The sequence below is a fragment of the Prevotella sp. KH2C16 genome (assembly GCF_900113305.1).
In the GTDB taxonomy this organism is placed as follows: Bacteria; Bacteroidota; Bacteroidia; order Bacteroidales; family Bacteroidaceae; genus Prevotella.
On record NZ_FOOW01000004.1, the window covers coordinates 82,055 to 108,759 of the forward strand.

At 52.7% G+C, this 26,705-nt stretch carries 21 protein-coding genes; 13 read left to right on the top strand and 8 right to left on the bottom strand.

Annotation, left to right across the window (positions count from 1 at the left end):
* Positions 1 to 49: 49 nt before the first annotated feature.
* From BM114_RS04245 to BM114_RS14055, 9 genes are all read left to right on the top strand, one after another.
* The gene (locus BM114_RS04245) at positions 50 to 655 is read left to right on the top strand and encodes a ribonuclease HII (RefSeq protein ID WP_092110748.1); all 606 of its coding nucleotides are present in this window, start codon (positions 50 to 52) and stop codon (positions 653 to 655) included.
* Between the two features lie 638 nt (positions 656 to 1,293).
* Positions 1,294 to 4,611, top strand: coding sequence for a SusC/RagA family TonB-linked outer membrane protein (locus BM114_RS04250; RefSeq protein ID WP_092110750.1), 3,318 nt, complete (start codon positions 1,294 to 1,296; stop codon positions 4,609 to 4,611).
* Between the two features lie 14 nt (positions 4,612 to 4,625).
* Positions 4,626 to 6,218, top strand: a complete 1,593-nt coding sequence (locus BM114_RS04255) for a RagB/SusD family nutrient uptake outer membrane protein (RefSeq protein WP_092110752.1) — start codon at positions 4,626 to 4,628, stop codon at positions 6,216 to 6,218.
* A gap of 30 nt (positions 6,219 to 6,248) precedes the next feature.
* Positions 6,249 to 7,151, top strand: coding sequence for a zinc-binding metallopeptidase (locus tag BM114_RS04260; RefSeq protein ID WP_092110754.1), 903 nt, complete (start codon positions 6,249 to 6,251; stop codon positions 7,149 to 7,151).
* 16 nt (positions 7,152 to 7,167) lie between these two features.
* Positions 7,168 to 8,487, top strand: coding sequence for a DUF4302 domain-containing protein (locus BM114_RS04265; RefSeq protein WP_092110756.1), 1,320 nt, complete (start codon positions 7,168 to 7,170; stop codon positions 8,485 to 8,487).
* 12 nt (positions 8,488 to 8,499) lie between these two features.
* On the top strand, positions 8,500 to 9,591 hold the full coding sequence (locus tag BM114_RS04270; protein ID WP_092110758.1) for a BACON domain-containing protein: 1,092 nt from the start codon (positions 8,500 to 8,502) through the stop codon (positions 9,589 to 9,591).
* Between the two features lie 231 nt (positions 9,592 to 9,822).
* The gene (locus BM114_RS04275) at positions 9,823 to 11,601 is read left to right on the top strand and encodes a glycosyl hydrolase family 28 protein (RefSeq protein WP_177207043.1); all 1,779 of its coding nucleotides are present in this window, start codon (positions 9,823 to 9,825) and stop codon (positions 11,599 to 11,601) included.
* 5 nt (positions 11,602 to 11,606) lie between these two features.
* Complete coding sequence (locus BM114_RS04280; RefSeq protein WP_092110760.1) at positions 11,607 to 13,097, top strand: glycoside hydrolase family 28 protein; 1,491 nt, start codon at positions 11,607 to 11,609, stop codon at positions 13,095 to 13,097.
* Positions 13,098 to 13,398: 301 nt separating this feature from the next.
* Positions 13,399 to 13,608, top strand: a complete 210-nt coding sequence (locus BM114_RS14055; RefSeq protein WP_143089246.1) for a hypothetical protein — start codon at positions 13,399 to 13,401, stop codon at positions 13,606 to 13,608.
* Positions 13,609 to 14,076: 468 nt separating this feature from the next.
* Here BM114_RS14055 and BM114_RS14705 read toward each other — a convergent pair whose 3' ends face one another.
* Entirely contained in the window at positions 14,077 to 14,184 is a 108-nt protein-coding gene (locus tag BM114_RS14705; RefSeq protein WP_092110936.1) for an HNH endonuclease, read from the bottom strand.
* A 158-nt stretch (positions 14,185 to 14,342) separates the two neighbouring features.
* Here BM114_RS14705 and gpmI point away from each other — a divergent pair, with 158 nt between their 5' ends.
* From gpmI to BM114_RS04300, 3 genes are read left to right on the top strand one after another with little or no spacing between them, the layout of a single operon-like run.
* Positions 14,343 to 15,863 carry a 2,3-bisphosphoglycerate-independent phosphoglycerate mutase gene (gene gpmI / locus BM114_RS04290; RefSeq protein WP_092110762.1) on the top strand — a complete coding sequence of 507 codons (1,521 nt, stop codon included), beginning with the start codon at positions 14,343 to 14,345 and terminating at the stop codon, positions 15,861 to 15,863.
* A 51-nt stretch (positions 15,864 to 15,914) separates the two neighbouring features.
* Positions 15,915 to 16,580, top strand: coding sequence for a uracil-DNA glycosylase (gene ung, locus BM114_RS04295; protein WP_092110764.1), 666 nt, complete (start codon positions 15,915 to 15,917; stop codon positions 16,578 to 16,580).
* Entirely contained in the window at positions 16,574 to 17,176 is a 603-nt protein-coding gene (locus BM114_RS04300; protein ID WP_092110766.1) for a DUF3109 family protein, read from the top strand. Before ung ends, BM114_RS04300 begins: the two co-directional genes overlap by 7 nt.
* A gap of 11 nt (positions 17,177 to 17,187) precedes the next feature.
* On the opposite strand, the gene BM114_RS04305 is transcribed toward BM114_RS04300, so the two are convergent.
* The 3 genes from BM114_RS04305 to BM114_RS04315 form a co-directional block, all read right to left on the bottom strand.
* Positions 17,188 to 18,066: an AraC family transcriptional regulator gene (locus BM114_RS04305; protein WP_092110768.1), complete on the bottom strand. Its 879-nt coding sequence runs from the start codon at positions 18,064 to 18,066 to the stop codon at positions 17,188 to 17,190.
* A 105-nt stretch (positions 18,067 to 18,171) separates the two neighbouring features.
* A complete protein-coding gene (locus BM114_RS04310; protein WP_092110770.1) occupies positions 18,172 to 19,092 on the bottom strand; it encodes a hypothetical protein in 921 nt (306 codons plus the stop codon).
* 9 nt (positions 19,093 to 19,101) lie between these two features.
* Entirely contained in the window at positions 19,102 to 21,459 is a 2,358-nt protein-coding gene (locus BM114_RS04315; RefSeq protein WP_092110772.1) for a glycoside hydrolase family 95 protein, read from the bottom strand.
* A gap of 186 nt (positions 21,460 to 21,645) precedes the next feature.
* Here BM114_RS04315 and BM114_RS14060 point away from each other — a divergent pair, with 186 nt between their 5' ends.
* The gene (locus BM114_RS14060) at positions 21,646 to 21,861 is read left to right on the top strand and encodes a hypothetical protein (protein WP_143089247.1); all 216 of its coding nucleotides are present in this window, start codon (positions 21,646 to 21,648) and stop codon (positions 21,859 to 21,861) included.
* 147 nt (positions 21,862 to 22,008) lie between these two features.
* On the opposite strand, the gene BM114_RS04325 is transcribed toward BM114_RS14060, so the two are convergent.
* The 4 genes from BM114_RS04325 to gyrB all read right to left on the bottom strand — a co-directional run bounded on the left by BM114_RS04325 (position 22,009) and on the right by gyrB (position 26,590).
* Positions 22,009 to 22,434 carry a hypothetical protein gene (locus BM114_RS04325; protein ID WP_092110776.1) on the bottom strand — a complete coding sequence of 142 codons (426 nt, stop codon included), beginning with the start codon at positions 22,432 to 22,434 and terminating at the stop codon, positions 22,009 to 22,011.
* A 247-nt stretch (positions 22,435 to 22,681) separates the two neighbouring features.
* On the bottom strand, positions 22,682 to 23,239 hold the full coding sequence (locus BM114_RS04330) for a bacteriocin fulvocin C-related protein (protein WP_143089248.1): 558 nt from the start codon (positions 23,237 to 23,239) through the stop codon (positions 22,682 to 22,684).
* A 262-nt stretch (positions 23,240 to 23,501) separates the two neighbouring features.
* Positions 23,502 to 24,167 (bottom strand): hypothetical protein, encoded by a 666-nt coding sequence (locus BM114_RS04335; protein ID WP_092110781.1) that lies wholly within the window; start codon positions 24,165 to 24,167, stop codon positions 23,502 to 23,504.
* Between the two features lie 449 nt (positions 24,168 to 24,616).
* Complete coding sequence (gene gyrB, locus BM114_RS04340) at positions 24,617 to 26,590, bottom strand: DNA topoisomerase (ATP-hydrolyzing) subunit B (protein WP_092110783.1); 1,974 nt, start codon at positions 26,588 to 26,590, stop codon at positions 24,617 to 24,619.
* Between the last annotated feature and the right edge of the window lie 115 nt (positions 26,591 to 26,705).

Genomic DNA, 26,705 nt, shown 5'->3' on the forward strand with positions numbered 1-26,705 from the left:
CTTCTTAGCGAAGCGATAACTTCTTTGACTCCTTAACTACATTAAGAAAATGCTGAAGAGCCATTATTACGATAATCTGATAGAGGCCGGATGCGACGAGGCTGGCCGTGGATGTCTGGCGGGTAGTGTCTATGCCGCTGCCGTGATACTCCCGGAAGGCTATGACAATCCGACCCTGAACGACTCTAAGCAACTTTCCCGGAAGAAGCGTTACGAACTTCGCGAGCAGATTCAGTGTGATGCCACGGCGTGGGCTGTGGGAATCGTAACGGCGGAAGAAATAGATCAACTCAATATCTTGAAGGCCTCGCTGCTTGCCATGCACAGGGCTCTCGACCAGCTGGAAGTCCGCCCGGAGGCCGTCATCGTAGACGGAAACCGGTTTGTTCCCTATCATGACCTGCCCTATGCCACGATTGTAAAAGGCGACGGCAAGTATCAGGCCATAGCGGCGGCAAGCATTCTGGCCAAGACTTATCGCGACGATTACATGATTGGACTGGACAGGGAATACCCGATGTATGACTGGAAGTCGAACAAAGGCTATCCCACAAAGAAGCATCGGGAGGCTATCCGCAGGTTCGGTATCAGTCCTTACCATCGCAAAAGCTACAATCTGCTGGGCGGCGAGTTGACTCTCGACTTCCAGGATTAATCCTGATTATACCTTATTATATATAGCAGGGAGACAGCCGAAAGATAATTCCGGCTGTCTCCCTGCTTGGGAAATCCACTATATGGAAAACCTGCAGAAACAGGGCATTCCGAGGGTGGTCGTTACCCTGAAAGTAAAAGGCCGTTAAAAGCCCGCCTTCTAACGGCTAAAAGGAAAGCTTTTAGCGGCTAAAAGGAGAGTAAAAGGCCGCTTCCGGCAAAACGGCCTGCCGTGCCTTCATGAAACGGCAGTTTTCCGTCCTCGTGAAGCCGCTTGTTAATTTTGTATTATTTTTAATATTCTGCCAAGGCTTGAATGCCTTTATAATATTCAGGGAGTTCTTTCTATTTTATAATATAACGGGCTTAAAAGTGGCAAAAACAAATAAAAACACGCTGCAAAAAATGGAAATATAATTTGTGAAGCATGTGTTTTAGTTAAAGTATGTTTAAAAACAAACAAAAAAGAAAGAAATATTTGTAATCAAAAGCTAACTTTTGTAAATTTGCATTTATGGGTATTTAGGATGAAATCGGGAAAATGAGAGAGAAAGCCGTTTATATCTGATTCCTCATACTTTTAATGTTCCTTATGAGAATAGATGTATTTTGTATTTTATATAATTAAAAAGAGAATTTATGGAAAAAAGACTAACGATGCTTTTGGCCTGCCTGTTTCTTGGCATAGGAATGGCTCTGGCTCAAACTAAAGTTACAGGAACCGTAGTTTCTCAGGAAGACGGCGAACCCGTAATCGGGGCTTCTGTCATGGTAAAGGGCACGAAGACAGGTGTCATTACCGACACCGAAGGCCGTTTCTCCTTGTCGGTATCCTCTGCCAATCCCACCATCGTGGTGAGCTACATTGGCATGAAGCCGCAGGAATTACGGGGACGCCAGGACATGAGAATTGTCCTTGAGCCTGACGACAAGACCCTTCAGGAGGTCGTGGTAACCGGTATGCAGAAGATTGACAAGCGCCTCTTCACCGGAGCCTCGACGAAGGTGAACGCCGCGGAGGCCAAGATCGACGGTATGGCCGACATCAGCCGCTCGCTGGAAGGCCGTGCCGCCGGCGTGAGCGTGCAGAATGTAACGGGAACCTTTGGTACTGCGCCGAAAATCCGCGTGCGTGGTGCCACCTCCATCTATGGCTCGTCGAAGCCTCTTTGGGTAGTCGACGGTGTCATCATGGAGGATGTGGAGAATGTCAGTGCCGACCAGTTGTCGTCGGGTGATGCCAACACCTTGATTTCTTCGGCCATTGCCGGACTGAACGCCGACGACATCGAGAGCTTCCAGATACTGAAGGATGGTTCTGCCACTTCTATCTACGGTGCCCGCGCCATGGCGGGCGTGATTGTCGTAACGACGAAGAAAGGTAAGGCCGGACAGGCTCACATCAGCTATACAGGGGAGTACACCATGCGGCTGGTGCCGTCGTATGCCGAGTTCAACATCATGAACTCGCAGGATCAGATGGCCGTTTACCAGGAGCTTTTCCAGAAGGGATATCTGCCCTATGCCGGTACGGCCAACGCTTCCGACTCGGGTATCTATGGCAAGATGTATCAGATGCTGAGCCAGTATGACGATACCACGGGGCAGTTTGCGCTCGCAAACACGCCGGAGGCGATTGCCGACTATCTGCGTGCAGCCGAGTATCGTAATACCGACTGGTTCAGCGAGCTCTTCTCCACCAACATCATGCACAACCATTCCGTGAGCATCTCCTCGGGTACGGAGAAGTCGCAGACCTATGCGTCGATAAGCGCCATGTTCGACCCGGGCTGGACCAAGCAGAGCAAGGTGCAGCGTTATACGGCAAATGTGAACACTTCCTACGATATCTCCAAGAAGCTGAACTTCAACATGATAGCCAACGCCTCCTACCGTAAGCAGCGTGCCCCGGGAACCCTGAGCTCGTCGATCGACGCCGTGACGGGTGAGGTGAAGCGCGACTTTGACATCAACCCATATTCCTATGCGTTGAACACCTCGCGTGCGCTGGAGGCTAACACCTATTACACGCGCAACTACGCGCCCTTCAACATCCTGCACGAGTTGGAGAACAACTATCTTGACTTAAGCGTCATCAACTTCCGTGCACAGGGCCGCCTGACCTATAAGCCCATCACGCAGGTGGAGCTGGCCGTACTGGGAGCCGTGAAATACGACGCCACTTCTAACGAGCACAACATCCTGGACGACTCTAACCAGGCACAGGCATACCGCGCGATGGGCACTTCCACCATCCGCAGCAAGAACCCGTTTCTCTATACCGACCCTGAAGACCTGACTGCGCTGCCTGTAACCGTATTGCCTTACGGCGGTATCTACGAGCGCACCGACAACCGCATGTTCGGCTGGGACTTCCGGGCCACGGCATCCTACAACGATGTCTTCAACGAAGACCACATCGTGAACTTCTATGGCGGTCTGGAGACCAACAGCTACGACCGCCACAAGAGCTGGTCCCGCGGCTGGGGCATGCAGTACAAAATGGGCGAGGTGGCCAACTACGCCTATCAGGTCTTCAAGCAGAGCAAGGAGCAGGGCACGGATTATTTCACCCTCTCCAACACCCATGTGCGCAGCGCGGCTTTCTTCGCCAACGCCACTTACTCGTGGAAAGGGCGTTACACCGTGAACGGCACTTACCGCTATGAGGGCACCAACGGGCTGGGCATGGCTCGTAGTGCACGCTGGCTGCCCACCTGGAACATTTCCGGAGCGTGGAATGTGCACGAGGAACCCTGGTTCTCCAAGCTGCAGCCGGCTCTGAGCCACCTCACTTTCAAGGTCTCCTATTCGCTCACGGCCGACCGTCCTTCGGTAACCAACGCAGAGGCTGTTTTCAAGAGCAGGACTCCCTGGAGATACTTCACGCGCGACAGCGAGACAGGGTCGTATATCGACGATGTGGCGAACCCCAGCCTTACCTATGAGAAGAAGAAAGAGTGGAACTTCGGGCTCGAGGCCGGTTTCCTGGACAACCGCATCAACTTTGCGGTGGATGTCTACCGCCGTAATAACTATGACCTCATTGGTGTGGCAACAACGGGCGGCATCGACGGTTTCATCCAGAAGTATGGTAACATTGCTTCCATGAAGTCGAATGGACTGGAGCTGAGCCTGAGCACGACCAACATCAAGACGAAGGACTTCAGCTGGACCACCAGCTTGATCTATTCCCACACCCATAACGAGGTTACCGACCTGGAGACATCCACCCGCATCATCGACCTGGTGAGCGGCACGGGCTTTGCCCGCGAGGGCTATCCGGTAAGGTCGCTCTTCTCCATCCCGTTCGCGGGGCTGAACAGCCATGGCCTCCCCACCTTCTATACCTCGGACGGCGGAACCACCATATCGGGCATCTCCTTCCAGGAGAGCAACCAGAAGGAGCTCGACTTCCTGAAATATGAAGGCCCCACCGATCCTACCGAAACCGGCTCGTTCGGCAACATCTTCCGCTACAAGGGTCTTACGCTGAATGTGTTCATCACCTATTCGTTCGGCAATGTAGTTCGTTTGGATCCCGTTTTCAAGGACTCCTACAACGACCTGACCTCTACTCCCAAGGAGTTTAAGAACCGCTGGATGGTGGCAGGAGATGAAAACAAGACCGACATACCGGCCATCGCCACGCAGAGGCAGAACTGGAACGACACCGACTTGGATATAGCTTACAACTCTTATAACTACTCTTCGGCCCGTGTTGCCAAAGGCGACTTTATCCGAATGAAGGAAATATCGCTTGGCTATGACTTCCCGGAATCGCTCTACCAGCCCGTGGGGCTGAGCAATCTGTCGCTGAAGCTGCAGGCCACGAACCTCTTCCTGATCTATGCCGACAAGAAGCTGAACGGCCAGGATCCGGAATTCTTCAATACCGGTGGCGTGGCCGTCCCGGTGCCGAAACAGTTTACGCTTACATTAAGATTGGGAATCTAAAAACAGATATTGATATGAAAAGAAGTAAATTGATATATTCCGTTATCACCTTGGGCTTCGGCCTCATGGCGTTCACTTCCTGCGACGACTTCCTGGATGTGATGCCGGACAACCGCACCGTCATCGATACGGAGGATAAGGTCAAGAGCCTGCTGGTTTCCGCTTATCCCAATTACGACTACAACCTGTTCACGGAGTTGCTTTCCGACAATGTGGATGAGTATCAGAATACTTATACCGAGCGTTTCATCGACGAGCTCTATCAGTGGAAAGACCCTAAGGAGTCTAACAACGAGTCGCCGGAGAGCTACTGGGAGGCGGCCTACCGAGCCGTCACCACAGCCAACAACGCTCTTGAAGGTATAGAGAAAGTAGGTGGAGCTACGACCACAACGCTGAAGGAATGCAAGGGCGAGGCTCTGCTGGCGCGTGCCTATGCCCACTTCATGCTGGTCAATATCTTCAGTCTGAACTATAATTCCGCCACCGCTGACAAGGACCTTGGAATTCCGCTGATGTATGATACGGAGGCGGAAATCGGAGTGGTGCCCGACCGCGGCACCGTGGCCGATGTTTATGCATCGATAGACAAGGATATCCAGGAGGCTCTTCCCCTGATCGGCGACAGCCATCTCTCAATTCCGAAATATCATTTCAACACGAAGGCTGCCTATGCCTTTGCCACCCGTTTCTATCTCTATTACGAGAAGTGGGACAAGGCCATCGAGTATGCCGACAAGTGCCTGGGCTCTAATCCCAAGTCATTGCTCCGCGACTGGTCGAATGTGGCTACGCTGGCCTCTACTTTTGAAGTGAGGTCGCAGCATTATGTGTCGTCAGAGTTGAACTGTAACCTGCTGCTCGCCACAGGTTATTCCAATGCGGGAGTTGCCTTCGGGCCTTACTTTACATGGAAGAAATATACTCACGGACCTTATGTCTCCAATCAGGAGGTCGGCGGAGCGGAGCATCCGTGGGGCGGTTCCACGATGCTCTATGATGCTCCTCACTCCTATCCGGGCACAGGCTACAGCTTCGTCATCTTCTGGCGAGTGCCTTATATGTTCGAGTATACCGACGCAGTAGCCGGCATCGGTTACCGTCGTTCGATATTCCCGCTCTTTACGACAGACGAATGCCTGCTCAACCGCGCCGAGGCCTACACCATGACTCAGCAATATGACAAGGCGGCCGCCGACCTCACGCTGTGGATGCAGAACATCACGCGGTCGAGCACCACGCTGACTCCTGCCGGCATCACGAACTTCTATAACGGTATCGCCTATAGCTACGAGGATAAAGACAAGCCGCTGGCATCGACGGTGAAGAAGCACCTGCACCCCGCCTTCAGCATCGACAAGGAGGGCAGCACCCAGGAAGCAATGCTCCAGTGCGTGCTCGACTTCCGCCGTGTGGAGACCTTGCATTGGGGTCTGCGCTGGTTCGACATCAAGCGCTATGGCATCGAATATCCCCGCAGGGCCATAGATGTTTCCGGTTCTCCATACAAGAAAACGGATTTCCTCTCTAAGGACGATCCCCGTCGCGCTGTCCAGTTGCCGTCGAAGGTGCTTGATGCAGGCGTTACGGCCAATCCGAGGAATTAAAGTCAAGATTAACTTTAAACGATTAGGAATATGAAGAAAATATTAATATATGCTTTCGCGATCCTGTCCGGTGCCGTACTGTTCACCTCCTGTTCGGAAGATGACTTGAGCCCGGAGAGCATCATCACCGTCGACCAAGTGGACTATACCGAGTTCGACCAATGGCTGAAAGCAAACTTTATCAATACCTACAACATCGATCTCAAGTACCGATTTCAGGATATAGAGACCGATCACGACTACTATCTGATTCCCGCCGACTACAATCAGTCCATCAAGTTGGCGCACATCATCAAGTATGCCGTGCTGGAAGCCTTTGACGAGGCTGCCGGAATCAACTTCACCCGGGGCAACTTCCCCAAGCAAATCTACTTGGTGGGAAACTGGGAATACCGCAACAACGGCACCTTCGTGCTGGGTACGGCCGAGGGAGGAAAGAAGGTTTTCCTTGCCGGCGTGAATCTTCTGGACGAGAATCTCTCGAGCATCGCGAGCCTGAATGAGTATTATCTGAAGACCGTCTACCATGAGTTCACCCACATTCTGAACCAGACCAAGGACTATGCGGCCGACTATCAGTTGATTACGGCCACGGATTATGTGGCCGGTGAATGGAGCGAGGCTCCTTATAACGCGAGTAGCTATTATCTGGAGCATGGATTCATCTCTGCCTATGCCCAGCATTCCCACGGCGAGGACTTTGCCGAAATGTTCTCCCTCTATGTAACCAATACCCCCGAACAGTGGGACGCATGGATGGAAACAGCTGGAACGGACGGTGCAAACCACATTGCCTCAAAGCTCTCCTCTGTACGGGATTACATGGAGAAGTCGTGGGGAATCGATATGGATGAGTTGCGTGATATCGTCCTTCGTCGTGAGGCTGATATTGTCGCAGGCAAGATAGACCTGTCAGATTTGACCGTAAAATAACATAAGGATTACGATTATGAAGAAGAATAAGTATTTTATATATTTGCTGCTCCTGCTCCCCGCGCTGATGCTGGGGTCTTGCACTCCGGAGCAGGACGACTATTTCGACGAGCCGTCTTCCACGCGTCTGGCCAATCTGATGTCTTCCACACGCAAGGCTCTGATGGGCTCCGAGCAGGGATGGGTGTTTGAGGTGTTCCCCGGGCTGGACGGTCAGGAGTTCGGGGGGTGTGTCTATACGGCGAAGTTCGACAGCCTCACCGTTTCCGTCAGGAGCGAGCTTGCCGGCGACCCTACCTACGAGGAGACCTCTTATTATAAGATGACCAACGAGGCCGGTGCCGCTGTTATCTTCGATACGGGCAACCAACTCATCCATTATCTCTCCGAGGGAACTTCCTCTAACTATAAGGCACTCGGTGGCGACATCGAGTTCGTGATAGACAGTGTGGGCGCGGATATCATCAAGGTTCATGGTGCCCGCTCCGGCAATACCTGCTACTTCCGCCGCCTCACTATGCCGGCAGAAGACTATATCGCGGCCGTGGGTGCCATCCAGGCCGACTTCATCTATGGCAACTACTATGGAACCATAGGCGGAAAGGCCGTTGCCGCAGAGTTTAACCTGAACTCCAATCAGATTTACATTAATCCAGACACGACCCAGACCGTGGAGGAAGTATCCACTTCTTTCATCTATACCAATACGGGCATCCGTTTCTACGAGCCTATCACCATTAACGGCATCACGGTTTCAGAACTTGCGTTTGACTATGATGCGGGCACGCTCACGGGTACCGACGGCTCGGGTAACACCTTTGTGCTTACCGGAATACTGCCGGAAGGCTATCGCATGTTTGCCGACTATGAGGGAACCTATCGCTTGCTCTACAACAAAGGCAGCAGGAGCATGACTGTAACGCTGACTCCCGATGAGACTGGCAGTCGTTATTACATGACCAATTTCTTCCCGAATTCTCCCACGACGCCTATAACGCTCACCTATAGCAAGGCCACCGGCGCGCTCTACATGAATTCTCAGCAGGTTGCCACGGAAGGCGGCAATCAGGTATGGCTTTGCGGATGGGCTCTTGCTGCAGGCGGTAATCTTACCTGGGATGAGTCTGCAGGTATGATGACAAAGTGGAATGGCGATGAGGCTAATCCTGTCTATACCTGGGTGGACAATGCGCAGTCATCTTACATTATCGACTCGTTCATCGTCTGGACGCTGAATTCAGCAGGTTCAAGTGCAGGTCAGTATGCGGGCACTCTGTATCGGATTCGCACCGGAAGCTCGCAGATGCCTTATGTTACAACAATGACAAAACAATAAAGGAGACTGATTATGAAAAAGATATTTGGATTATTAGGCTTTGTGCTGGGCTTGTTGGTCTTTGCCGCCTGCGGCAGCGATGACATCGACAATCCCTATGCAAAGGTCTCAAGCATCAGCGTCGACAGTGCCTCTGTCTTGTTTCAGGCGGCTCCGGGCACGGGAGTGGTTACGGTTACCGCCCCGAATGGCATCACGAAGGTGGTCTCAGAGCAGCCTTGGTGCACGACGACCGTCAATGGTAATGTGGTTACCGTGCAGGTAGAGGGCAACTCTGACATGCTGGGCCGCTCGTCGTTATTGACCATTTATTCCGGCGAAGACTATGCTCAGGTTACCGTTCAGCAGATGGGATTCATCTTTGCGTTAGACGCATCTTCCATTGTCTCGGGCGACGATGCCGCCACGCTGAGCTATGGGATGAACGCTAATGCCGATGTAGCCGTCAGCACGAGTGCCGACTGGATTACGGCCAGTCTCGGAAATGGCACGCTGGAAGTAAAGCTCACGGCGAATACCACGGGTCATATCCGCAAGGGATATGTCTATTATGAGGCCGGAGCGCTGAAGGATTCCGTATCCGTAACCCAGTACGACTTCGACAAGGACATTGCAGGCAACTACCGGCTACTCTACAGGGAGACGGAAAATGCCACCGAGTTGTATTATCTGAATGCCGTGGTCAGCAGGGATTCTATCTCGCTGCCGGATCTCGGCCTGAGGCTTCCTGCCTCCTTTGACGAGAGCGGCATTTCAATTAATTTCCAGTGCGGGCAGTATTGCGGGCAGTATGGTTCTTACTATGTCTATACAGCCTTTAGTTTGGGGGGCGGTTATTGGACGGCTTACTATACCACCACTACGGCCTGGGGTGTCTTCGACTATGATAACGAGGCAGGCTACCAGTATTGTGCCATCGACCAGTCCACCAGTAGCCGTGGCTTTACGGGCTTCACCCTCAGGGCTTGCAGCGAGCAGAACTTCAGTGCGGATACCGAGCTGGGTGCACTTATAGACCTCTACAGTCCCCTTCTTCAGAAGGTTGACGGGGCTGGTGGAGCCAAGGAAGCCCTGAAGGCTCCTGCGCTCAAGCGCGGCAAGTAGCCTGTTGGCTCTACAGAGGATATTCCGGGGGAACCCTATACTTCGTGTATATGGGTTTCCCCGGTTTTGCTTTCTTTGCTGCCAACTACCGTTGGCTATGCTGCCGAGGGTACCCTGAAGGAAGTGCATCCTGCCTGTCGGGAAGTTGCGCACATAGGATATGAGTTTTTTGTGAGTTGCCAGGACATTTTCTTGCGATTGTCAGAAATATCCTGTAACTTTGTGGCTATCATGAAGAAGACCATCACAACATTATTGCTGGTGCTGCTCTCTTTGGGAGTGAACGCAGCCCGCGAACTTACCTCCGCACAGCTCAAGCTGGTGGGGAACGGAAAGATTCTGAATACCGCTGCCCTTCAGGCGGCTATCGACAAGTTGTCTCGCAAAGGCGGCGGCAGGCTCACCCTGCTCAAGGGCACCTATCTCACGGGTGCCATCCAGCTCAAGTCGGGCGTGGAACTGCATCTGGAGAGCGGAGCCACTTTGTTGGGAAGCACCGACCCGAAAGACTATTACCAGTTGCAGGTGGGCGGTGAGGGTGATGTCGTGCGCAAGGACAATTCCAAGTACGGGCTGATCCTTGCCCAAGGTGCACGGGACATCAAGCTCACCGGCTATGGCACCATCAACGGACAGGGACGGGAGCTGGCGCTCACCATCGACTCCCTCTGCAAGGCGGGCATCCTGAAGGACGAGAACTATAGCACCCGTCTGCGTCGCCCAAGCGAGATTATGCGTCCGAAACTCTTTTTCTTCAGCGAGTGCGACGGGGTGGAAATCAGCCAGCTCACGCTGCGTGAGAGTGCTTGCTGGGGCTTGAGTTTCGACCAGTGCCGCCGTATGAAATTGGATAACCTCACCGTCTTGAATCGTGCCTACTGGAACAACGACGGCATCGATCTGACGGATTGTGCCGATGTCGAAGTGGCTAACTGCTATATCAATGCTGCCGACGACGGCATCTGCCTGAAGAGTTATCACCTGCACGGAGTGAGCGAGAATATCCATATTCACGACTGCCACATCGAGAGCTCGGCGTCGGCCGTGAAGTTCGGCACCGCCTCGTGGGGTGCTTTCCGCGACATCAGCATCCGCAATATCGATGTGCTGAACACCTTCCGCTCGTGCATTGCCATCGAGAGTGTCGACGGGGCGAAGATCGAGAACATCCTCGTCGACGGCATGAAGGCTCGCAACACGGGCAACGCCATCTTCGTGAAGCTCGGCAACCGGGCAGGCGACGGCACGGGATACATCCGGAATGTGCAGCTAAGAAACTTCGATGTGGAGCTTGCGGAGGGGCGCCCCGATGAGGGCTACGACATCCGCGGACCCGAAGTGAGCTATTTCCACAACCCCTTCCCCTCCAGCATTACCGGCTATCCGGGCCATGATGTCCGGGATGTGGTTCTCGACAGCATCCGTATCGTAGCCCCGGGCAACGCCAGCAAGGGCATGGCCTATGTGCGGGTAGACGAGGTTCCGGAGAACGAGAAGAATTACCCCGAGTTCACCATGTTCGGAGAGTTGCCCGCATGGGGCTTTTTCTTCCGTCATGTCAACGGTCTCACGATGCGCCGCGTAGAGCTGACATACAGGAAGAAAGACTTCCGGAGCCCCATCGTGAAGGACGATGTGAAGAACTGCGGGGAAGAGGATGTCGCCGTAAAGTGGCAGTATGCGAACTTATTTGTCGACTATCCGGAACATCAGCCGTCGTTCCCGGGTGGAAGTAGTGCCCTCCTGAAATATATTGCCGACCATGTGCGGCATTCCGGCGGCAAAGGTGCGGGGCAGGACAAGGTCGTAGTAAGCTTCGTCGTGGAGCGCGACGGCTGTCTGTCAGACTTCCAGATAACGCGTTCCTTGGACCCTGTACTCGATGCCGAGGCTCTGCGCGTGGTGAAGGGCATGCCCCGCTGGACTCCGGGAAAGCAATATATGAACGGCTACGGCCTTGTGCCTGTGCGGACAAGATATAATGTGCCAATAACTTTTAAAGCAAAATAAAACCCATGAAAAAAACACTTTTAGTCTTTTGCCTTGTGCTCCTCTCGTTGAGTGCAGGTGCCCGGAAAACCATTACCTCTGCCGAAGCCGGCCTCGTAGGGGATGGCAGAACTCTGAACACGACTGCCCTTCAAACTGTCATCGATCGTCTCTCGCGTGAAGGTGGAGGCGTGCTGCAGCTTCAGCAGGGCACCTATCTCACGGGCTCCATCCTTCTCCGCTCGGATGTGGAGCTGCGTCTTGACAAGGGAGCCGTGCTCCTGGGCAGTCCTAACCCTGATGACTATACCGATCTCCGTGAGCAGGTGGAGGGCAAGCCGTTGCCGAAGAGTGTCTACAGCCTCGCCCTCGTGGTTGCTTACAAGGGCAGGAACATCAAGATTACGGGCCGCGGCACCATCAACGGGCAGGGGCGTAAGGTAGCACTTGCCATCGACAGCCTCCACCTGAAGGGCATCAGGAAAGACCCTAACTACTTCACCCGGCTGAATCGTCCGCGTGAAATCGTGCGCCCCAACCTGCTCAACTTCATGGAATGTGAGCAGGTGGAGCTCCGGGGAAACCATTATGAGGGTAGTGCCTGCTGGGGACTGGTGTTCGTGAAGTGCCGCCAGCTGCACATAGAGGGCCTCGACATTCGCGACCGCGACTACTGGAACAACGACGGTATCGACATTGCCGACTGCCACCAAGTGGTGGTGCGCGACTGTCATGTGGACGCTGCCGACGACGGCATCTGTCTGAAGTCAGACGATGCGACAGCAACCAACAAGGACATCCTCGTGGAAAACTGCCGCGTGGAGTCGTCGGCTTCAGCCATCAAGTTCGGTACGGCAAGTGCCGGAGGCTTTCAGGACATCATCATCCGCAACATCAAGGTGAAGAACACCTTCCGCTCTGCCATCGCCATAGAGAGCGTGGACGGCAGCATCTGCAAGAATATCCTGGTGGAGAACATAGATGCCCGCCACACGGGCAACGCCATCTTCCTGCGCATTGGCAAGCGATGGGGCAAGCGGCAGGCCATTCTGGAGAATGTAATCCTGCGTAATATCACCTGCGAGGTGCCCTTCGAACGCCCCGACAAGGGCTACGACATGCGCGGTCCCATAGATAACACCATGCTCAACCCCATTCCCTCCAGCATCACGGGCATACCTGGGATGAAGGTGAAGAATGTGGTGCTTGAGAACATCACCATCACCTGCCCCGGCCAGGCCTCCAAGGGCGTGCGCTATATCCCGTTGTGGAACATCGGTTCCATTCCCGAGAAGATCAACAGCTATCCCGAGTACGACATGTTCGGCGAGCTTCCGGCCTATGGATTCTATCTTCGCCATGTGGACGGCATCGTTTTCCGGAATGTGCGTTTCAAGCTGGACGGCGAGGAGTTCCGCCCTGCCTTCGTACTCGACGACGCGAGGAATGTAACCTTCGAGCGCATCACTTATCCGAAGGGGCACGATAAGAACCAGATTTACTGGAAGAAAGACTGACGACATCTGCCGCCGATTTTCGCGGGACGGGCGAATTCCGAATCCGGCGGCGCGACCCAGTCCCGCTGTCCTTTGCTTCCCCCATGGAGCCTGTCAGGCGCCATGGGGGAAGTCGTTATTTTGTTGAGCGGCCCTCTGTAAGGGCGTGTCCGGCAGGTTTCCGTTGAAATCCGTGGCCTTTGTTGCGCTGTCTCGTGCTCTCGGGAGCTGTTTTTTTAGAAATAAAATTGACAAATATCTTGCATCTTTCGATTTTATTTTATAAAATTGCGAGTTGTAACCTATTAAAAACAAGGGGCTTATGAAAAAAGTATTTTTGAGTTTTCTGTGCTTTCTCTCGATGTTTTCCTATGCCCAGAACGACAATTCCTTCCTTGTGCCTGGGAATTATAACAAGAAGGGAAAACTGCTTCCTGCGTGGCTGAAGAACAAGGTCAGCGCGGCACAATACGACCCGCTGGGCTATCATCACAAGGAATTTGTGGACAAGATGTTTGTTCTCTCCCTCTAAGAAGGTGCTCCTCGGATCCGGCGGCGAGACTGACTTGAGGGTCAACGGTGCCTGTCGTTGGATCTGTTTCTGTAAAAATATTTTCTGATTAGCGGCTTTTGCATATTCAATAGTTATCTGAATAATATTCAGAAATTGACCTCTGGGTTTGCAAAAGGTCGCCTTTTACATGCCTTTTAGCGGCCTTTTGCAGGGTCGGAAGCCGTTAGAAGGAAAGTAAAAAGCCGCTAAAAGTCTGCAAAAACTGTATATTTCTCTTTTAAATCAGCAATTCTAATTCTTAACGAAAGTTAAATACGGCTTTTAAACGAGCTGTAAGCCCATAAAACCCTCCCTGCCTGTAATTTCCACTTCGAGCACCCCCCGCCGCTTCTCGGGGGAAATGGATAATTATGCAGAAACCAGTTCTGTGGTTGTAATATATTTTGGCAATTCAATCTCTCCCCGTCCTCCCGTGGCGGAAAGAGCCTATTCCGCCCCCTTTCGGCGGTTGCAGTCGCGGCAGAGCATCTGGCAGTTTTCCTTCACGGTGCACCCTCCCTCGGCTACACTTCGGTGTCGATGCGGAGGTGCTATATTTCCTTGTCGAGCTCCGCCTTAGCGGGAATCTTATCGTGAAAGCGGCCATAGGGCGTCGAATTTAACCGCTTTTATCTTTTCTTATTTTGTAAATCAGCGGGAAAGTAGTAACTTTGCAGACAAAAATATAACGAATAAAAAACAAATATAGACTTATGGCAAAGAAAGCTTTATTGATGATTCTCGACGGATGGGGAATCGGCAAGCATGGCGAGGGCGATGTGATCTACAATACGCCGACGCCTTACCTGGATTATTTGAACGCCGTGTCGGCTCACTCCCAGTTAATGGCCTGTGGCGAAGATGTGGGGTTGCCCGACGGTCAGATGGGCAACTCGGAGGTCGGCCACCTGAACATCGGTGCCGGACGCGTGGTCTATCAGGACCTCGTGAAGATCAACCGTGCCTGCAAGGACGGCTCCATCCTCCAGAACCCCGAGATACAGAACGCCTACGGCTATGCCCGGAAGACGGGCAAGAAGCTCCACCTGATGGGGCTGACCTCCAACGGCGGCGTGCACTCCTCGCTCGACCACCTCTTCAAACTCATAGAAATCTCCAGGCAGTATGGCCTCAAGGATACCTATGTGCACTGCTTCATGGACGGCCGCGACACCGATCCGAAGAGCGGCGTGGGCTTCATCAAGGAGGTGCAGGACTGCTGCGACAAGAACGACGCGCACATTGCGAGCATCGTGGGACGCTTCTATGTCATGGATCGCGACAAGCGCTGGAACCGCGTGAAGGAAGCCTACGACCTGCTTGTGGAGGGCAAGGGCAAGCAGGCTGCCGACATGGTGAAGGCCATGGAGGAGAGCTATGCTGACGAGGTTACCGATGAATTCATCCTGCCCATCAACAACTCCACCGTCGACGGGACCATTCAGGAGGGCGATGTCGTAATCTTCTTTAACTTCCGCAACGACCGCGCCAAGGAGCTGACGATGGTGCTCACCCAGCAGGATATGCCCGAAGAGGGGATGCACACCGTCAAGGATTTGCAGTATTACTGCATGACGCCTTACGACGCAAGCTTCACGGGCGTCCATATACTTTTCCCAAAGGAGAATGTAACGAATACGCTGGGCGAGTATCTGTCCAAGTTAGGCAAGAAACAACTCCACACCGCCGAGACCGAGAAGTATGCGCATGTAACCTTCTTCTTCAACGGTGGCAGGGAAGAACCTTACGAGGGTGAGGACCGCATACTGGTTCCATCGCCCAAGGTGGCCACCTACGACCTCAAACCGGAGATGAGTGCGTATGAGGTGAAGGACAAACTGGTGGACGCCATCAACACTCAGAAGTATGACTTTATCGTCGTAAACTTTGCCAACGGCGACATGGTGGGTCATACGGGCGTGTATCATGCCATCGCAAAGGCGGTATGGGCGGTAGATCACTGCGTGCACGATGTCATCGAGGCGGCAAAGGCCAACGACTACGAGGCCATTATCATTGCCGATCACGGCAACGCCGACAACGCCATCAACCCGGATGGAACGCCCAACACGGCGCACTCCCTCAACCCCGTTCCTTTCATCTATGTAACCGAAAACAACTCGGCAAGGGTGAAGGCGGGTCGTCTGGCCGATGTGGCTCCCTCCATCCTGCACATCATGGGACTGGAGCAGCCAGAGGCGATGACGGGTGAGAACCTGATAGAAGACAAGTAAACGCGAACAGACAGAGAGCCTATCCGGCCGGGGAGGACGGGGTATTTTCCGATGGATGTAAAAATAGAAGAAAGCTGGCGGCAGCAGATTGGTGAGGAATTCGACAAGCAATACTTTGTCGACCTCACCCGTTTCGTGCGCGAAGAATATCTGCATTATCAGTGTTTCCCTCCAGGAAAGCTCATTTTCAATGCCTTCAACCTCTGTCCTTTCGAGCAAGTGAAGGTGGTAATTATCGGCCAGGATCCCTATCATGAGATGGGGCAGGCCATGGGATTGAGCTTCTCCGTGCCGCAGGGAGTGATGATGCCGCCGTCGCTGGTCAATATTTTCAAGGAGATAGAAGGCGACCTCGGCACGCCGATGCCCGCTGACGGCGACCTAACCCGCTGGGCGCGGCAGGGCGTGCTGCTGCTCAATGCAACGCTTACGGTGCGTGCCCATCTGGCGGGAAGCCATCAGCGCAGGGGCTGGGAAGAGTTCACGGATGCCGCCATCAGGGCATTGAGTGCCCGGCGCGACCATCTGGTATTCATCCTCTGGGGCGGATACGCGCGTTCAAAGCGCACGCTCATCGACACGAATCGACATCTCGTGCTTGAGTCGGTGCATCCCTCACCGCTGTCGGCAAATCGTGGCGGATGGTTTGGAAACCATCATTTCTCCCGTTGCAATGCCTATCTTGAACAGAACGGCATCGTTCCCATCCAATGGTAAAACAACAGCTTCATATCCTTCAGGTGGGCAATGTACTCGTCTCACCCGATATCTTCACGGAGTATTTCTGCTGCGACCTCGATGCGTGCAAGGGCATCTGCTGCGTGGAAGGCGACGCCGGGGCACCGGTGGAGCTGGATGAAATCGCGGAGATAGAGAACTGTCTGGACATGGTCTGGGGCGACTTGTCGGCCTCGGCGCAGTCGGTAATCGATCGGCAGGGCGTAGCCTATGCTGACAGGGACGGCGAACTGGTAACCAGTATTGTAAACGGGAAGGACTGTGCGTTTACCTGCTATGCGGGGGAAACCTGCCTGTGTGCCCTGGAAAGGGCGTGCCGCGAGGGGCGGAGTAGGTTTGTGAAGCCGGTCTCCTGTTCGCTCTATCCCATTCGGGAGAAGAAATTTCCGGGTGGAATATCAGGCATCAACTATCACAAATGGCAGATATGTGAGTCTGCGAGGGCAAAGGGCAGGGAGTTTAACCTGCCTTTATACAAGTTTCTGAAAGAGCCGTTGATTCGCCGGTTTGGTGCCGAGTGGTACAAGGAACTCCTTGAACTGGCCGATGAACTGCGGGTTCAGGGACTGATTTAATCTCCTTTTCTTTAGCTTCTTCTATATTCCGAAGGCGACAATCCTGTATGCTCCCGGAAGTATTTGCCGAAGAAACTTTGGTTGGGAAAGTTCATTTCCTGGGAAATCTCCTTGATGCTCTTCGTGCTGCTCTTCAATTGGACACGGATTTCGCGCACCACATAGCTGTCGATCCAGTCGTTGGGGGTGCGCTTGCTGATTTGCTTCACGCTCTCGGAAAGGTATTTGGAGGTGATGCAGAGCTGTTGCCCGTACCAGCTCACGCGCCTCTCATGCCTGAAGTTCTCCTCCAGCAAGTGCATGAACTGGATGAAAATGGTCTCGCTGCGGGTCTGCTTCCTGTCGCCGAGCTGCTGGATGCGATAGATGCTGTTGCCGATGTCGTAGAGCATGGTGGTGAGCAGCGAGCATACCACATCCTTGCGGAAGTGGTGGGAGTTGTCGCGCATCTTGCGGCGAATGAGGTTATAATATTCTTTGAAAACTTCTTCTTCATCGCTCAGGAGGCGGAAGACCGGATGGGAGCGGGAGAACAGAAACACGGACGATATCTCGTGAATGTCCTTCACCATCTCGGAAAAGAAGTTGAAACTGATCATCAGTCCGATGCCGTTGAAGTCGTGGCTGCGCTGGAAATTACCGGTTACCTGACCGTGGCTGATGATGAGCACATCGCCGGCAGACACCTCGTGTATCTCCGTGTCGACGGTGTAACGGGCGTTTCCCTGCAGGCATAGGCCGACAAGAATGCAGTCGAGAATGCGGGATTCCGTAGGGAACGGCAACTTGGCAAACTGATCGAAAAGGATGATGTCGTCATCGATATATTCGCCTTGAAATGCTTTCTTGGCCTTTGCAATCGTAATCGGTTCGAATTGGGAATTGCTCATAACACGACTTTTAGTTGCAAAGATACATTATTTTGATGGAAAAACCGAACAAGATGAGTGAATTCTATTCTTAAAATGGAGAATCAATAGTCTTGAAATGAAGAGTCAATAGCCGGTCGTACTCTCGTCCTCCGTTATAACCTCCACAACCTCCAGCCTCTGGATTTGCTCCCGCCTAAACCATTTGTCGCCGTAGACAAGTATCCTTCTGCCGAAGAAGCGGGCAAACTTGGGGAAGGCCTGCTCGTCGGTCTTGCCATTGCAGATATACTCGAAATCGCCGAAATGGATGACTTCTCCTTTCTTGCAGTCTCTCAAGGTAGCTCTCAAAAAACCGTAGAAGGGCTCTCCGAACTCATAATAGACGGTGTCGCCGGCAAGGTCGAAATACTTGTAAGGCCGGATTTTGACAACTCTTTCCTGGCCAGTAAGGATGTCTTGAAGGCGTTTGCTCCCCCTTGCAGGCTCCCAGACTTCCTTTGCGGTTTGCCAAAGGGCTGTGTTCACAGGGGTGGCATTCCATGGGGTGATGTCTACATTCGCGTCTTGAACCTCGTCGGCATTGGGTGCCAGCACCCTGTTGGCGGGTCTGCACAGCCAGCTGCCGTCGCTCAGATGGGCAAAGTTGCGCCCTCGGCGGTCTTTCCCGCTGTACACCACGGCCACCTGATGATGATCTATGTGTGGATAGGACGGGGCATACCAGAGGGCAATGGTGTTGGAATCGCTCCTCAGAAGGTGAGATATGTCGAAGGTCCGGGTTGTCGGGACATCAGAAGGAGCATGTCGGTTGAGGGTAATCTGGGCGTTTGAGACATTGCACTCGTTGACATATACATCAACGCAACCTGTTGTCGTTACCGTCAACCAGGCCGTCAAGGGACGCTCCTTGCTGATATAGGTCTTCCGGAACCATATCTGCGAGGTGGAGTCCGGCTGCGGATAGCTTATCCAACGGGCACTGAACTCTTGGGCCTGAACGCCCAATGACCATCCGGTCAACCATATGAGGAAGGAAAGTCTCATGCTCCCTGTCTATTTCAGAATCACGCCCTGGCCTCTTTTCAGATTGATTTTCTTTTCCTTCCCGTTATATTTTACGGTGGTGGAACCGCCGTTCGTGCTATGGAGGGTTGCCTTAGTAACCTTTCCGTTGCTCCATTCCATGTCTACGGTGAAGCCTCCGCGGGCGCAGATTCCCTTTACGCAGCCCTCGCTCCATTGCTCAGGAAGGGCGGGGAGAAGCTCGATCTCATGGAGCGAACTTTGCAGGAGCATTTCGCAGACACCTGCCGTGCCTCCGAAGTTGCCGTCTATCTGGAAAGGGGGATGGGCATCAAAGAGGTTGGGATAGGTACCTCCGCCGTTGCCGTAGTTGGTCTCGTTCTTGTCTGCCGGTACATAGTTGAGCAGTTCCTGGTAGATGTGGTAGGCTTGCTTGGCATCATGCAGCCGTGCCCAGAGGTTGATTCTCCAGCCCGTGCTCCAGCCCGTGGTGCGGTCGCCCTTCTGTATCAAGGTCTTTCGAGAGGCTTCGGCCAGTTCGGGAGTGCCGCTGACCGTAATCTGATGGGCGGGATACAGGCCGATCAAATGAGACTGGTGGCGGTGGCGAATGTCGGGATCTTCCCAGTCATAATACCACTCGTTGAGATCGCCCTCGCGGCCTATTGTATAGGGATGCAGCCGTTTCACCTTGTCGGAAAGCTCATGGGTAAGGCCGTCGCTGATGCCGAGGATGGTTGCGGATTGCAGCGTATTGTTCAACAGCTCGCGGATAATAGCGAGGTCGGCGGTACCCCCATAGCAGGTTCCGCCCCGATAGCCATTCACCCTATAGGTGTTCTCGGGACTCGTGCTGGGTGCCGTAATCAGTTCTCCCGGCTGTTTCGGATTCTCGATAAGCCAGTCGGAAACGAACTCGGAGGCACCCCGCATAAGGGGATATGCCGTGTTTCGGAGGAAGTCTTTGTCCATCGTGTAGGCGTAATGTTCCCATAGGGACTGCGTAAGCCATGCGAATCCGAGGTTCCAGTTAGCCCACATAGGGCTGCCGACCTTGTCTCCCACGGGGTTCGTCATGGCCCAGATGTCGGAGTTATGGCTTGAGCACCAGCCTCGGGTGATGCCGTAATAGTTGCTGGCGGTGTACCTGCCGTTCTCCGCAAGGTTCTCCATGAGTGTGAAGAGGGGCATCGTGAGCTCGGGGAGGTTGCACACTTCGGCGGGCCAGTAGTTCTCTTCGAGGTTGATATTCACGGTGTAATTACTTCTCCAGGGGGCTTTCTTATGCGGGTTCCACAGCCCCTGCAGGTTGGCGGGAACACCTTTCGTGCGTGAACAGCTGATGAGCAGGTAGCGGCCGAACTGTGTATAGAGCGTCTCGAGGTAGTGGTTATCTCCGCCGTTCTGGGTGTAGTTTTTCAGTTGGACATTCGTGGGGAGCTTGTTCTCATTACTGTCTGCCTTGCCCAATCGGAGTTGAAAACGATTGAAGAGGTTCTGGTAATCGGTGATATGACGCGTCCGTAGTTGTCCGTAAGGCTGTGCCTCGACGGCTTTCAGGTTGTCTTCCGCATTTGTGATGTAGGCTGCCCCCTCCTTTACGGGATGCTTGTCGAAGCCGTTAAAGCTGGTCTCATTGACGAAATAGAGCGTCGCCTCGTCCACATTCCTTAATGCAAGGGTGGAGTCGGTATAGGTAATCTGACCTCCCTTGTTCATTGCCTTCAGGATGGAGCAGAAGTGGATGGTTTCCTGCTCGTCGCCGACGGCGTGTCCAGTCATGGTGAGCCGGTTGCGTGAAGCCTTCACTCTATGGTTGATCTTGGCGCTTAGGGTGATGGTGAGGTTGACCTGCCCGGGCTTGTCGGCCTTGATTCTGACGGCGAAAACCTTGTCTGGATTCGACACGAAGTACTCCCTTGTGTAGGTAATCCCATTGCGTGTGTAACGATCCTTGCAGAGGGCGCTGTCGATGTTCAGTTCCCTGTAGTAACCGGTCGGCGTGCCCGTGGAGTTGTCGAGGATGCGAAGGGTTGCCAAAGGCATATAGTATGCCGAGTTGGGGCCTTGCAGATGACGCTGCAGGGAGTCGGCGAGCCGGTAGTCTTCATTGAACAGCGCCTTGCGGATTTCCGGCAGCCAACGGTGTGCACCCTCATCAAGATTCTTGTCAACAGGCTTTCCCGACCACAGCGTGATGTCGTTCAGGTAGATTAGATTGTCGTCGGGAGCTCCATAGACCAGTGCTCCGAGCTTGCCGTTTCCCAAGGGCAGTGATTCCTCGAAGAAATCTGCGGGCTGGTCATACCATAGTTTGAGTTGGGGTTGCTGCGCAAAACCCGTCAGTACGCTACTGAGCAGGATTAGAGTAAGAAGGTTGCTTTTCATTTTTAATAATAGTCTTTGTTTGCAAAGATACGATAAAACTTCCGTCTTTCAAAATAATTAAAATAAAAAAGACCATGAGTGTTTCATAGCCTTTTGGCAAAGTACTTATAAATGAGTGTTGTTTTTTAGCCGGCAATATGTTCCCACCCTTCGGGCCCCAAGGAATTGAGGAGTACCATGATAATCATGGATAGTATCAATACTACCCCCTCTTTGTTCCTAAAGTATGTGGCAGCCAAGGCTACCGCGACGCTCGAAAGCAATGGCGTGAAAAGCATGAACCTCATCGGGCGGAAGTCTATAAACATTAAGCTAACTGCGGGCAACAGTCTTCCTAAGATTATGCAGCATGCAATAGGGATGGTGTGTCTGCCGTCATCGTATGCGTTTAGTAACAGATAAGCTAACACGAAGTAGCAGACCGTGCCCGTCCAGCTTGCGGTCTTCTTGTCATTGAGCGACCAGTAGGTAAGAAAGCACAGTAACAAGGACGCTAAGAAGCAGATTAAATACTTTATCTTCATAGTGCTTTTTTCAATATTGTTTATCTTAACTGTAGCTTACATGTAATACAGACTCTACAAACTTCAGCCAGACAGGGGGAATCAAAGTGTTGAGAACTACAGCTATTATTGTTATGACTATTAATACATACGCGGTACGGAACTTGTAATAGATTCCTGCTGCGATGATTGCCAGTATCTCAACTACTGTGATATAGAATGAGGGCAGGCAGTCCATGAAATCGAAAATCCTCATAGGGAGTTCCAGTATTAGGCGTCCTGCCAGAATCCACAATATGATGTTCGTAATCTTTTGCGAGCTCCCATATTTCTCTAATATAGCCAGACTGACACAAAAGAATGTGAAGCTTTTTCCCCATTCATGACCTGTATCTGGAATAGCCAGTATCCAGAACGAAGTCAGTTGGACGGCTAAGGCGATGAAGAAAATCTTCCAAAGGGTCTTATTCATGTTCTTTTCGTATAGTGTTATTTACATACTAATACATAATCCGTTGCATTCTTCTCTCAAGACCTATCCGCAGCCACTCGTCGTTTCTTAGCATTTTATCCAAATCTTTTCACATACTAAAGGAAAGCAATGTGTAAGGGTGGAACTTTCATGACACGAACATTCAATTTCTCCCTCTGTCCCGGTAATGGTTGTTGTATCAGATGGTATGGCATTTTCCCCTTCATTAATCTCTCGCGGGTCTTCTTTAATCCCGAGATTCTTCTATGGGTGCTTTGCTTATGGGCTTCAATATTGAGCCTGTTTTCGCAATATCCAATGTTCCTTTGGTGTCAACCACTCTGTCAGGTGTCTGGAAGAGAGCGATAGCCACTTGTTTATTCCAGTTCAGTTTCTCCTCTGCTTCTATGGTCCACTTGGTAAAGAACAGATCCATTTCGTTGAGCTCTTCATCTGTGGATTTCCTGTCACTCCAGAGAAATGGATGTGCTTCAGTCCATTTAATGGCTTCGTTTATGTGCTCAAGTTCGGCTTTTGTCCATGGAAGCGTCTTGAGCTCTTTGAATTTTCCTTTCCATAATTCGTGTCTCTGCTCAGGAGTGAAGGCTCTGTAGGCTGGTGTTTTGTAGTCTTCTCTTAGTTTAAGCCATTGGCTTCGATCCATTTTCCTAATGGTTGGAAGATTGTCAACTATGCCTCTGTTAATAGCAGAATCACAACAATACACCTTTTCCTCGATGTCTTGGCATGCAAGGTTTGTTGAGAAGCAGAACAATGTTATGGCAAAGGACAATAATCTTTTCATGATGGTAGTTATTTCGTTAGACGATTGAAATGAGTTTTAGTATTTCTGTTTATCACAAGCTTTCAGATAACAGCCTGTTTCATTCTCTTTGAAGTTATTCTGCCGTAAAGTTAGAAGGCTAGATTGAGAAATCCAAATGAATGCCAATTTTTTTCTTGGGGCGTCGCACCATGTAATAGAAAGGTAACAGGCTGGGGAATAAAGGATTATAGAAGAATTTGTTGCGGTGCAGAGGGGCACAAGTGCGACGCACCATGAGGAATTATTTCCTTAGGTTTCGCTTGATGCGCAGGCGATAGTTGCGGATGGTGCTGGGCTGGACGAAGAGGATGCGCTGTATTTCGCTATCGCTGAACTCAAGCTGGCGAAGGATGATGAATGTGGTGTGGCGCAAGGAGAGGGAAGAGTAGGATGAGATGAGCCGGTTGTAGTCGTCGGGATGGGAGAAGGCATAATAGTCCACGAAGCTCTGCTCGTCTTCCACCGAGATGTTCTTCATTTGTCCGCCGGCCATGACGCTTTCGTAGATGTGCTTTCCCTGCCCCAGTTCGTCATACTTGCCCTGAAGGGTGTGTGCGGCCTGTTTCCGCAACAGCTCTTTCTCTTGTTCGCTATGCCGTATGCTTTCGTTGAGCTGCGAGATAGTGGCAGTTTGCTGCTCCAACTCGCTTTTCTTGGCATTGTAGAGCTGCCTGCGCCTGTCGTAGATGCAGAGTGCGGCAATGCAGACAGTGAGGAGCGCAATGATCCATGGCAGGTGGGGAATTGGCGGTTGGGGACTTGCGGTATCGATGCCTGTTGCGTGGTACAGTCGGAAGGGATTCTCTGTACGCAGCAGGTTGCCGATGACAACCTTTCGCAAGCTGTCGGTTCTGGCAGAAAGGGTCTGCGCCTGATTGCCTTCGAGCCCGCTCTCTATTTCGGACAAAGTCTGGATTTGCAGCAGGATTTGCCGTGCGCTGTCGGCTTTCAGGATGTCCCGACGGGTCTGCAGGGTGTCTGCCAGGTGTGTCCGGAGCCCTGTAGGCTTGATGATAATAGGCCTTTATATCCTTTGCGTAGGATAGCTGCAGCAGTCTTAGGGCTTCGTTGTCTTGACGGTCTTGGAGGGCTTTTGCCGCCTTGTAAAAGTAAGCTGTCGATATGCAGTGTGGCTTGTGCGTAACCAGCAGATTGGCCTGGTGCAACGCAGTCTCGGGTATCCGGGCATAGTGCTCTATGGCGGAGTCGGTCTGCTGGTCAATCAGCCATTCGCTTTTTGTCAGCGCTCTGCTGTACGGGCTTCGCGAGAAGCAGGAAGCAAAGAGGCACATGGATAGCAGGGATGCGACAAAGGCATATCCTTTGAGCGGATATGCCTTTGTCGCATGGTGCTTCCTATGCGTCGATATTGGCATAAGTGGCGTTGTCTTCGATGAACTTCCGTCGCGGTTCCACATCGTCGCCCATGAGCATGGAGAATATCTCGTCGGCCTCGGCGGCGTTTTCGATGGTTACCTGCTTCAGCAACCGGGTCTTCGGATCCATGGTGGTTTCCCAGAGTTGCTCGGGATTCATCTCTCCCAGACCTTTGTAGCGCTGGGTGTGCAGTCCCTTGTCGTCGCTGTTGCCTTCCACATATTTGTCGATGAAGGCCTGCCGCTGCTGCTCCGTGTAGCAGTATTCGCTTGCCTTCTTGTATGTGCACTTGTAGAGGGGAGGCGTGGCAATGTAGAGATGGCCTTCCTCGATTACCTTCGGCATGAACCGGTAGAAGAGCGTCATGATGAGGGTGTCGATGTGCGAGCCGTCGACATCGGCATCGGTCATGATGATGATTTTGTCGTAACGCAGCTTGTCGATGTTGGCCTCGCGGTCGTCCTCGCCTTCCACTCCGAACCGCACCCCGATGCTCTGGATGATGTTCATGACCGACTCGGCCTCGAACACCCGGTGCCATTGCACTTTCTCCACATTCAGGATCTTACCGCGCAGGGGAAGGATGGCCTGTGTGTATCGGTCGCGGCCCTGCTTGGCCGAGCCGCCTGCGGAATCACCCTCGACGAGGAAAATCTCGCAGTCCTTGGGGTCTTTGTTCGAACAGTCGGCCAGCTTGCCGGGCAGACCGCCGCCGCTCATGACGCTCTTGCGCTGCACGCTCTCTCGCGCCTTGCGCGCCGCGATGCGGGCAGTTGCGGCGAGAACGACCTTCTCGCAGATTTGCTTGGCCTCCTGTGGATGCTCCTCAAGATAATAGGTGAGTGCCTCGCCCACGGCCTGCTGTACGGCTCCGGCCACCTCGCTGTTGCCGAGCTTGGTCTTGGTCTGCCCCTCAAACTGCGGCTCCGCCACCTTGATGGATATTACTGCGGTGAGTCCCTCGCGGAAGTCTTCGCCCGCAATCTCTATCTTTGCCTTCTCGATTTGCTTCGAAATGGCGGGGTCGTTGTCGGCATAAGCCTTCAGGACGCGCGTGAGAGCGGTGCGGAAGCCCGTCAGATGGGTACCTCCCTCTATGGTGTTGATGTTGTTCACATAAGAGTGGATATTCTCGCTGTAGTCCGTGTTGTACATGATGGCTACCTCGATGGGGATGCCTTGCTTCTCGGTCTTCAGGTAGATGACATCGTCGAAGAGATGGGTGCGGTGCCGGTCGACATAGCGCACGAACTCCTTCAGCCCGTCCTTGGCATGGAATACCTCCTGGCGCGTCTTCCCTGTCTCCGGGTCGGGACGGAGGTCGGTCAGGGTAATCTTGATTCCTGCGTTCAGGAATGCCAGCTCGCGCATGCGGCGTGCGACGATGTCCCACTGGAATGTGGTAACCGTGAAGATGCCGTTGTCGGGCCAGAACTGCTGGCGCGTGCCGCGCTTCTCGGTCTCGCCGATAATCTTGACGGGATAGAGGGGCTTTCCCTTCTCGTATTCCTGCTGATAGATCTTGCCGTCGCGATAGACCTGCGAGGTCATGTGGGACGACAAAGCGTTCACGCAACTGACGCCTACGCCGTGCAAGCCACCGCTGACTTTGTAGGAACCCTTGTCAAACTTACCTCCCGCATGGAGGACGGTCATGACGACCTCAAGGGCTGATTTATGTAGTTTCTTGTGTTCGTCTACGGGAATTCCGCGACCGTTGTCTTCCACGATCACGCTTCCGTCTTCGCAGAGGGTAACCTCAATGTCGGAACAGTAACCGGCCATTGCCTCGTCGATGGAGTTGTCCACGGTCTCGTTGATCAGATGGTGGAGACCCTTCTCACTGATGTCGCCGATGTACATGGCAGGGCGCTTGCGCACTGCCTCCAGTCCTTCGAGGACTTGGATGTTACTGGCCGAATAATTGTTTTCGATGTTCTGATTTTCTGCCATTTTGTTGTTACTGATTAATAGTATGCAAAGATACTAAAAATTCTCCAATTGTCGAAATTTTTTAAGGGATAAAATGCTCGCCCGGCGGTTTCGTTTTGTAAGTTTTTCTGTCGTT

What these genes read in the sequence shown, in the direction of transcription:
- BM114_RS04245 (WP_092110748.1), top strand. Translation starts at nt 50, where the DNA reads ATGCTGAAGAGCCATTATTACGATAATCTGATAGAGGCCGGATGCGAC.
- BM114_RS04250 (WP_092110750.1), top strand. Translation starts at nt 1,294, where the DNA reads ATGGAAAAAAGACTAACGATGCTTTTGGCCTGCCTGTTTCTTGGCATA.
- BM114_RS04255 (WP_092110752.1), top strand. Translation starts at nt 4,626, where the DNA reads ATGAAAAGAAGTAAATTGATATATTCCGTTATCACCTTGGGCTTCGGC.
- BM114_RS04260 (WP_092110754.1), top strand. Translation starts at nt 6,249, where the DNA reads ATGAAGAAAATATTAATATATGCTTTCGCGATCCTGTCCGGTGCCGTA.
- BM114_RS04265 (WP_092110756.1), top strand. Translation starts at nt 7,168, where the DNA reads ATGAAGAAGAATAAGTATTTTATATATTTGCTGCTCCTGCTCCCCGCG.
- BM114_RS04270 (WP_092110758.1), top strand. Translation starts at nt 8,500, where the DNA reads ATGAAAAAGATATTTGGATTATTAGGCTTTGTGCTGGGCTTGTTGGTC.
- BM114_RS04275 (WP_177207043.1), top strand. Translation starts at nt 9,823, where the DNA reads ATGAAGAAGACCATCACAACATTATTGCTGGTGCTGCTCTCTTTGGGA.
- BM114_RS04280 (WP_092110760.1), top strand. Translation starts at nt 11,607, where the DNA reads ATGAAAAAAACACTTTTAGTCTTTTGCCTTGTGCTCCTCTCGTTGAGT.
- BM114_RS14055 (WP_143089246.1), top strand. Translation starts at nt 13,399, where the DNA reads ATGAAAAAAGTATTTTTGAGTTTTCTGTGCTTTCTCTCGATGTTTTCC.
- gpmI (WP_092110762.1), top strand. Translation starts at nt 14,343, where the DNA reads ATGGCAAAGAAAGCTTTATTGATGATTCTCGACGGATGGGGAATCGGC.
- ung (WP_092110764.1), top strand. Translation starts at nt 15,915, where the DNA reads ATGGATGTAAAAATAGAAGAAAGCTGGCGGCAGCAGATTGGTGAGGAA.
- BM114_RS04300 (WP_092110766.1), top strand. Translation starts at nt 16,574, where the DNA reads ATGGTAAAACAACAGCTTCATATCCTTCAGGTGGGCAATGTACTCGTC.
- BM114_RS04305 (WP_092110768.1), bottom strand. Translation starts at nt 18,066, where the DNA reads ATGAGCAATTCCCAATTCGAACCGATTACGATTGCAAAGGCCAAGAAA.
- BM114_RS04310 (WP_092110770.1), bottom strand. Translation starts at nt 19,092, where the DNA reads ATGAGACTTTCCTTCCTCATATGGTTGACCGGATGGTCATTGGGCGTT.
- BM114_RS04315 (WP_092110772.1), bottom strand. Translation starts at nt 21,459, where the DNA reads ATGAAAAGCAACCTTCTTACTCTAATCCTGCTCAGTAGCGTACTGACG.
- BM114_RS14060 (WP_143089247.1), top strand. Translation starts at nt 21,646, where the DNA reads ATGGATAGTATCAATACTACCCCCTCTTTGTTCCTAAAGTATGTGGCA.
- BM114_RS04325 (WP_092110776.1), bottom strand. Translation starts at nt 22,434, where the DNA reads ATGAATAAGACCCTTTGGAAGATTTTCTTCATCGCCTTAGCCGTCCAA.
- BM114_RS04330 (WP_143089248.1), bottom strand. Translation starts at nt 23,239, where the DNA reads ATGAAAAGATTATTGTCCTTTGCCATAACATTGTTCTGCTTCTCAACA.
- gyrB (WP_092110783.1), bottom strand. Translation starts at nt 26,590, where the DNA reads ATGGCAGAAAATCAGAACATCGAAAACAATTATTCGGCCAGTAACATC.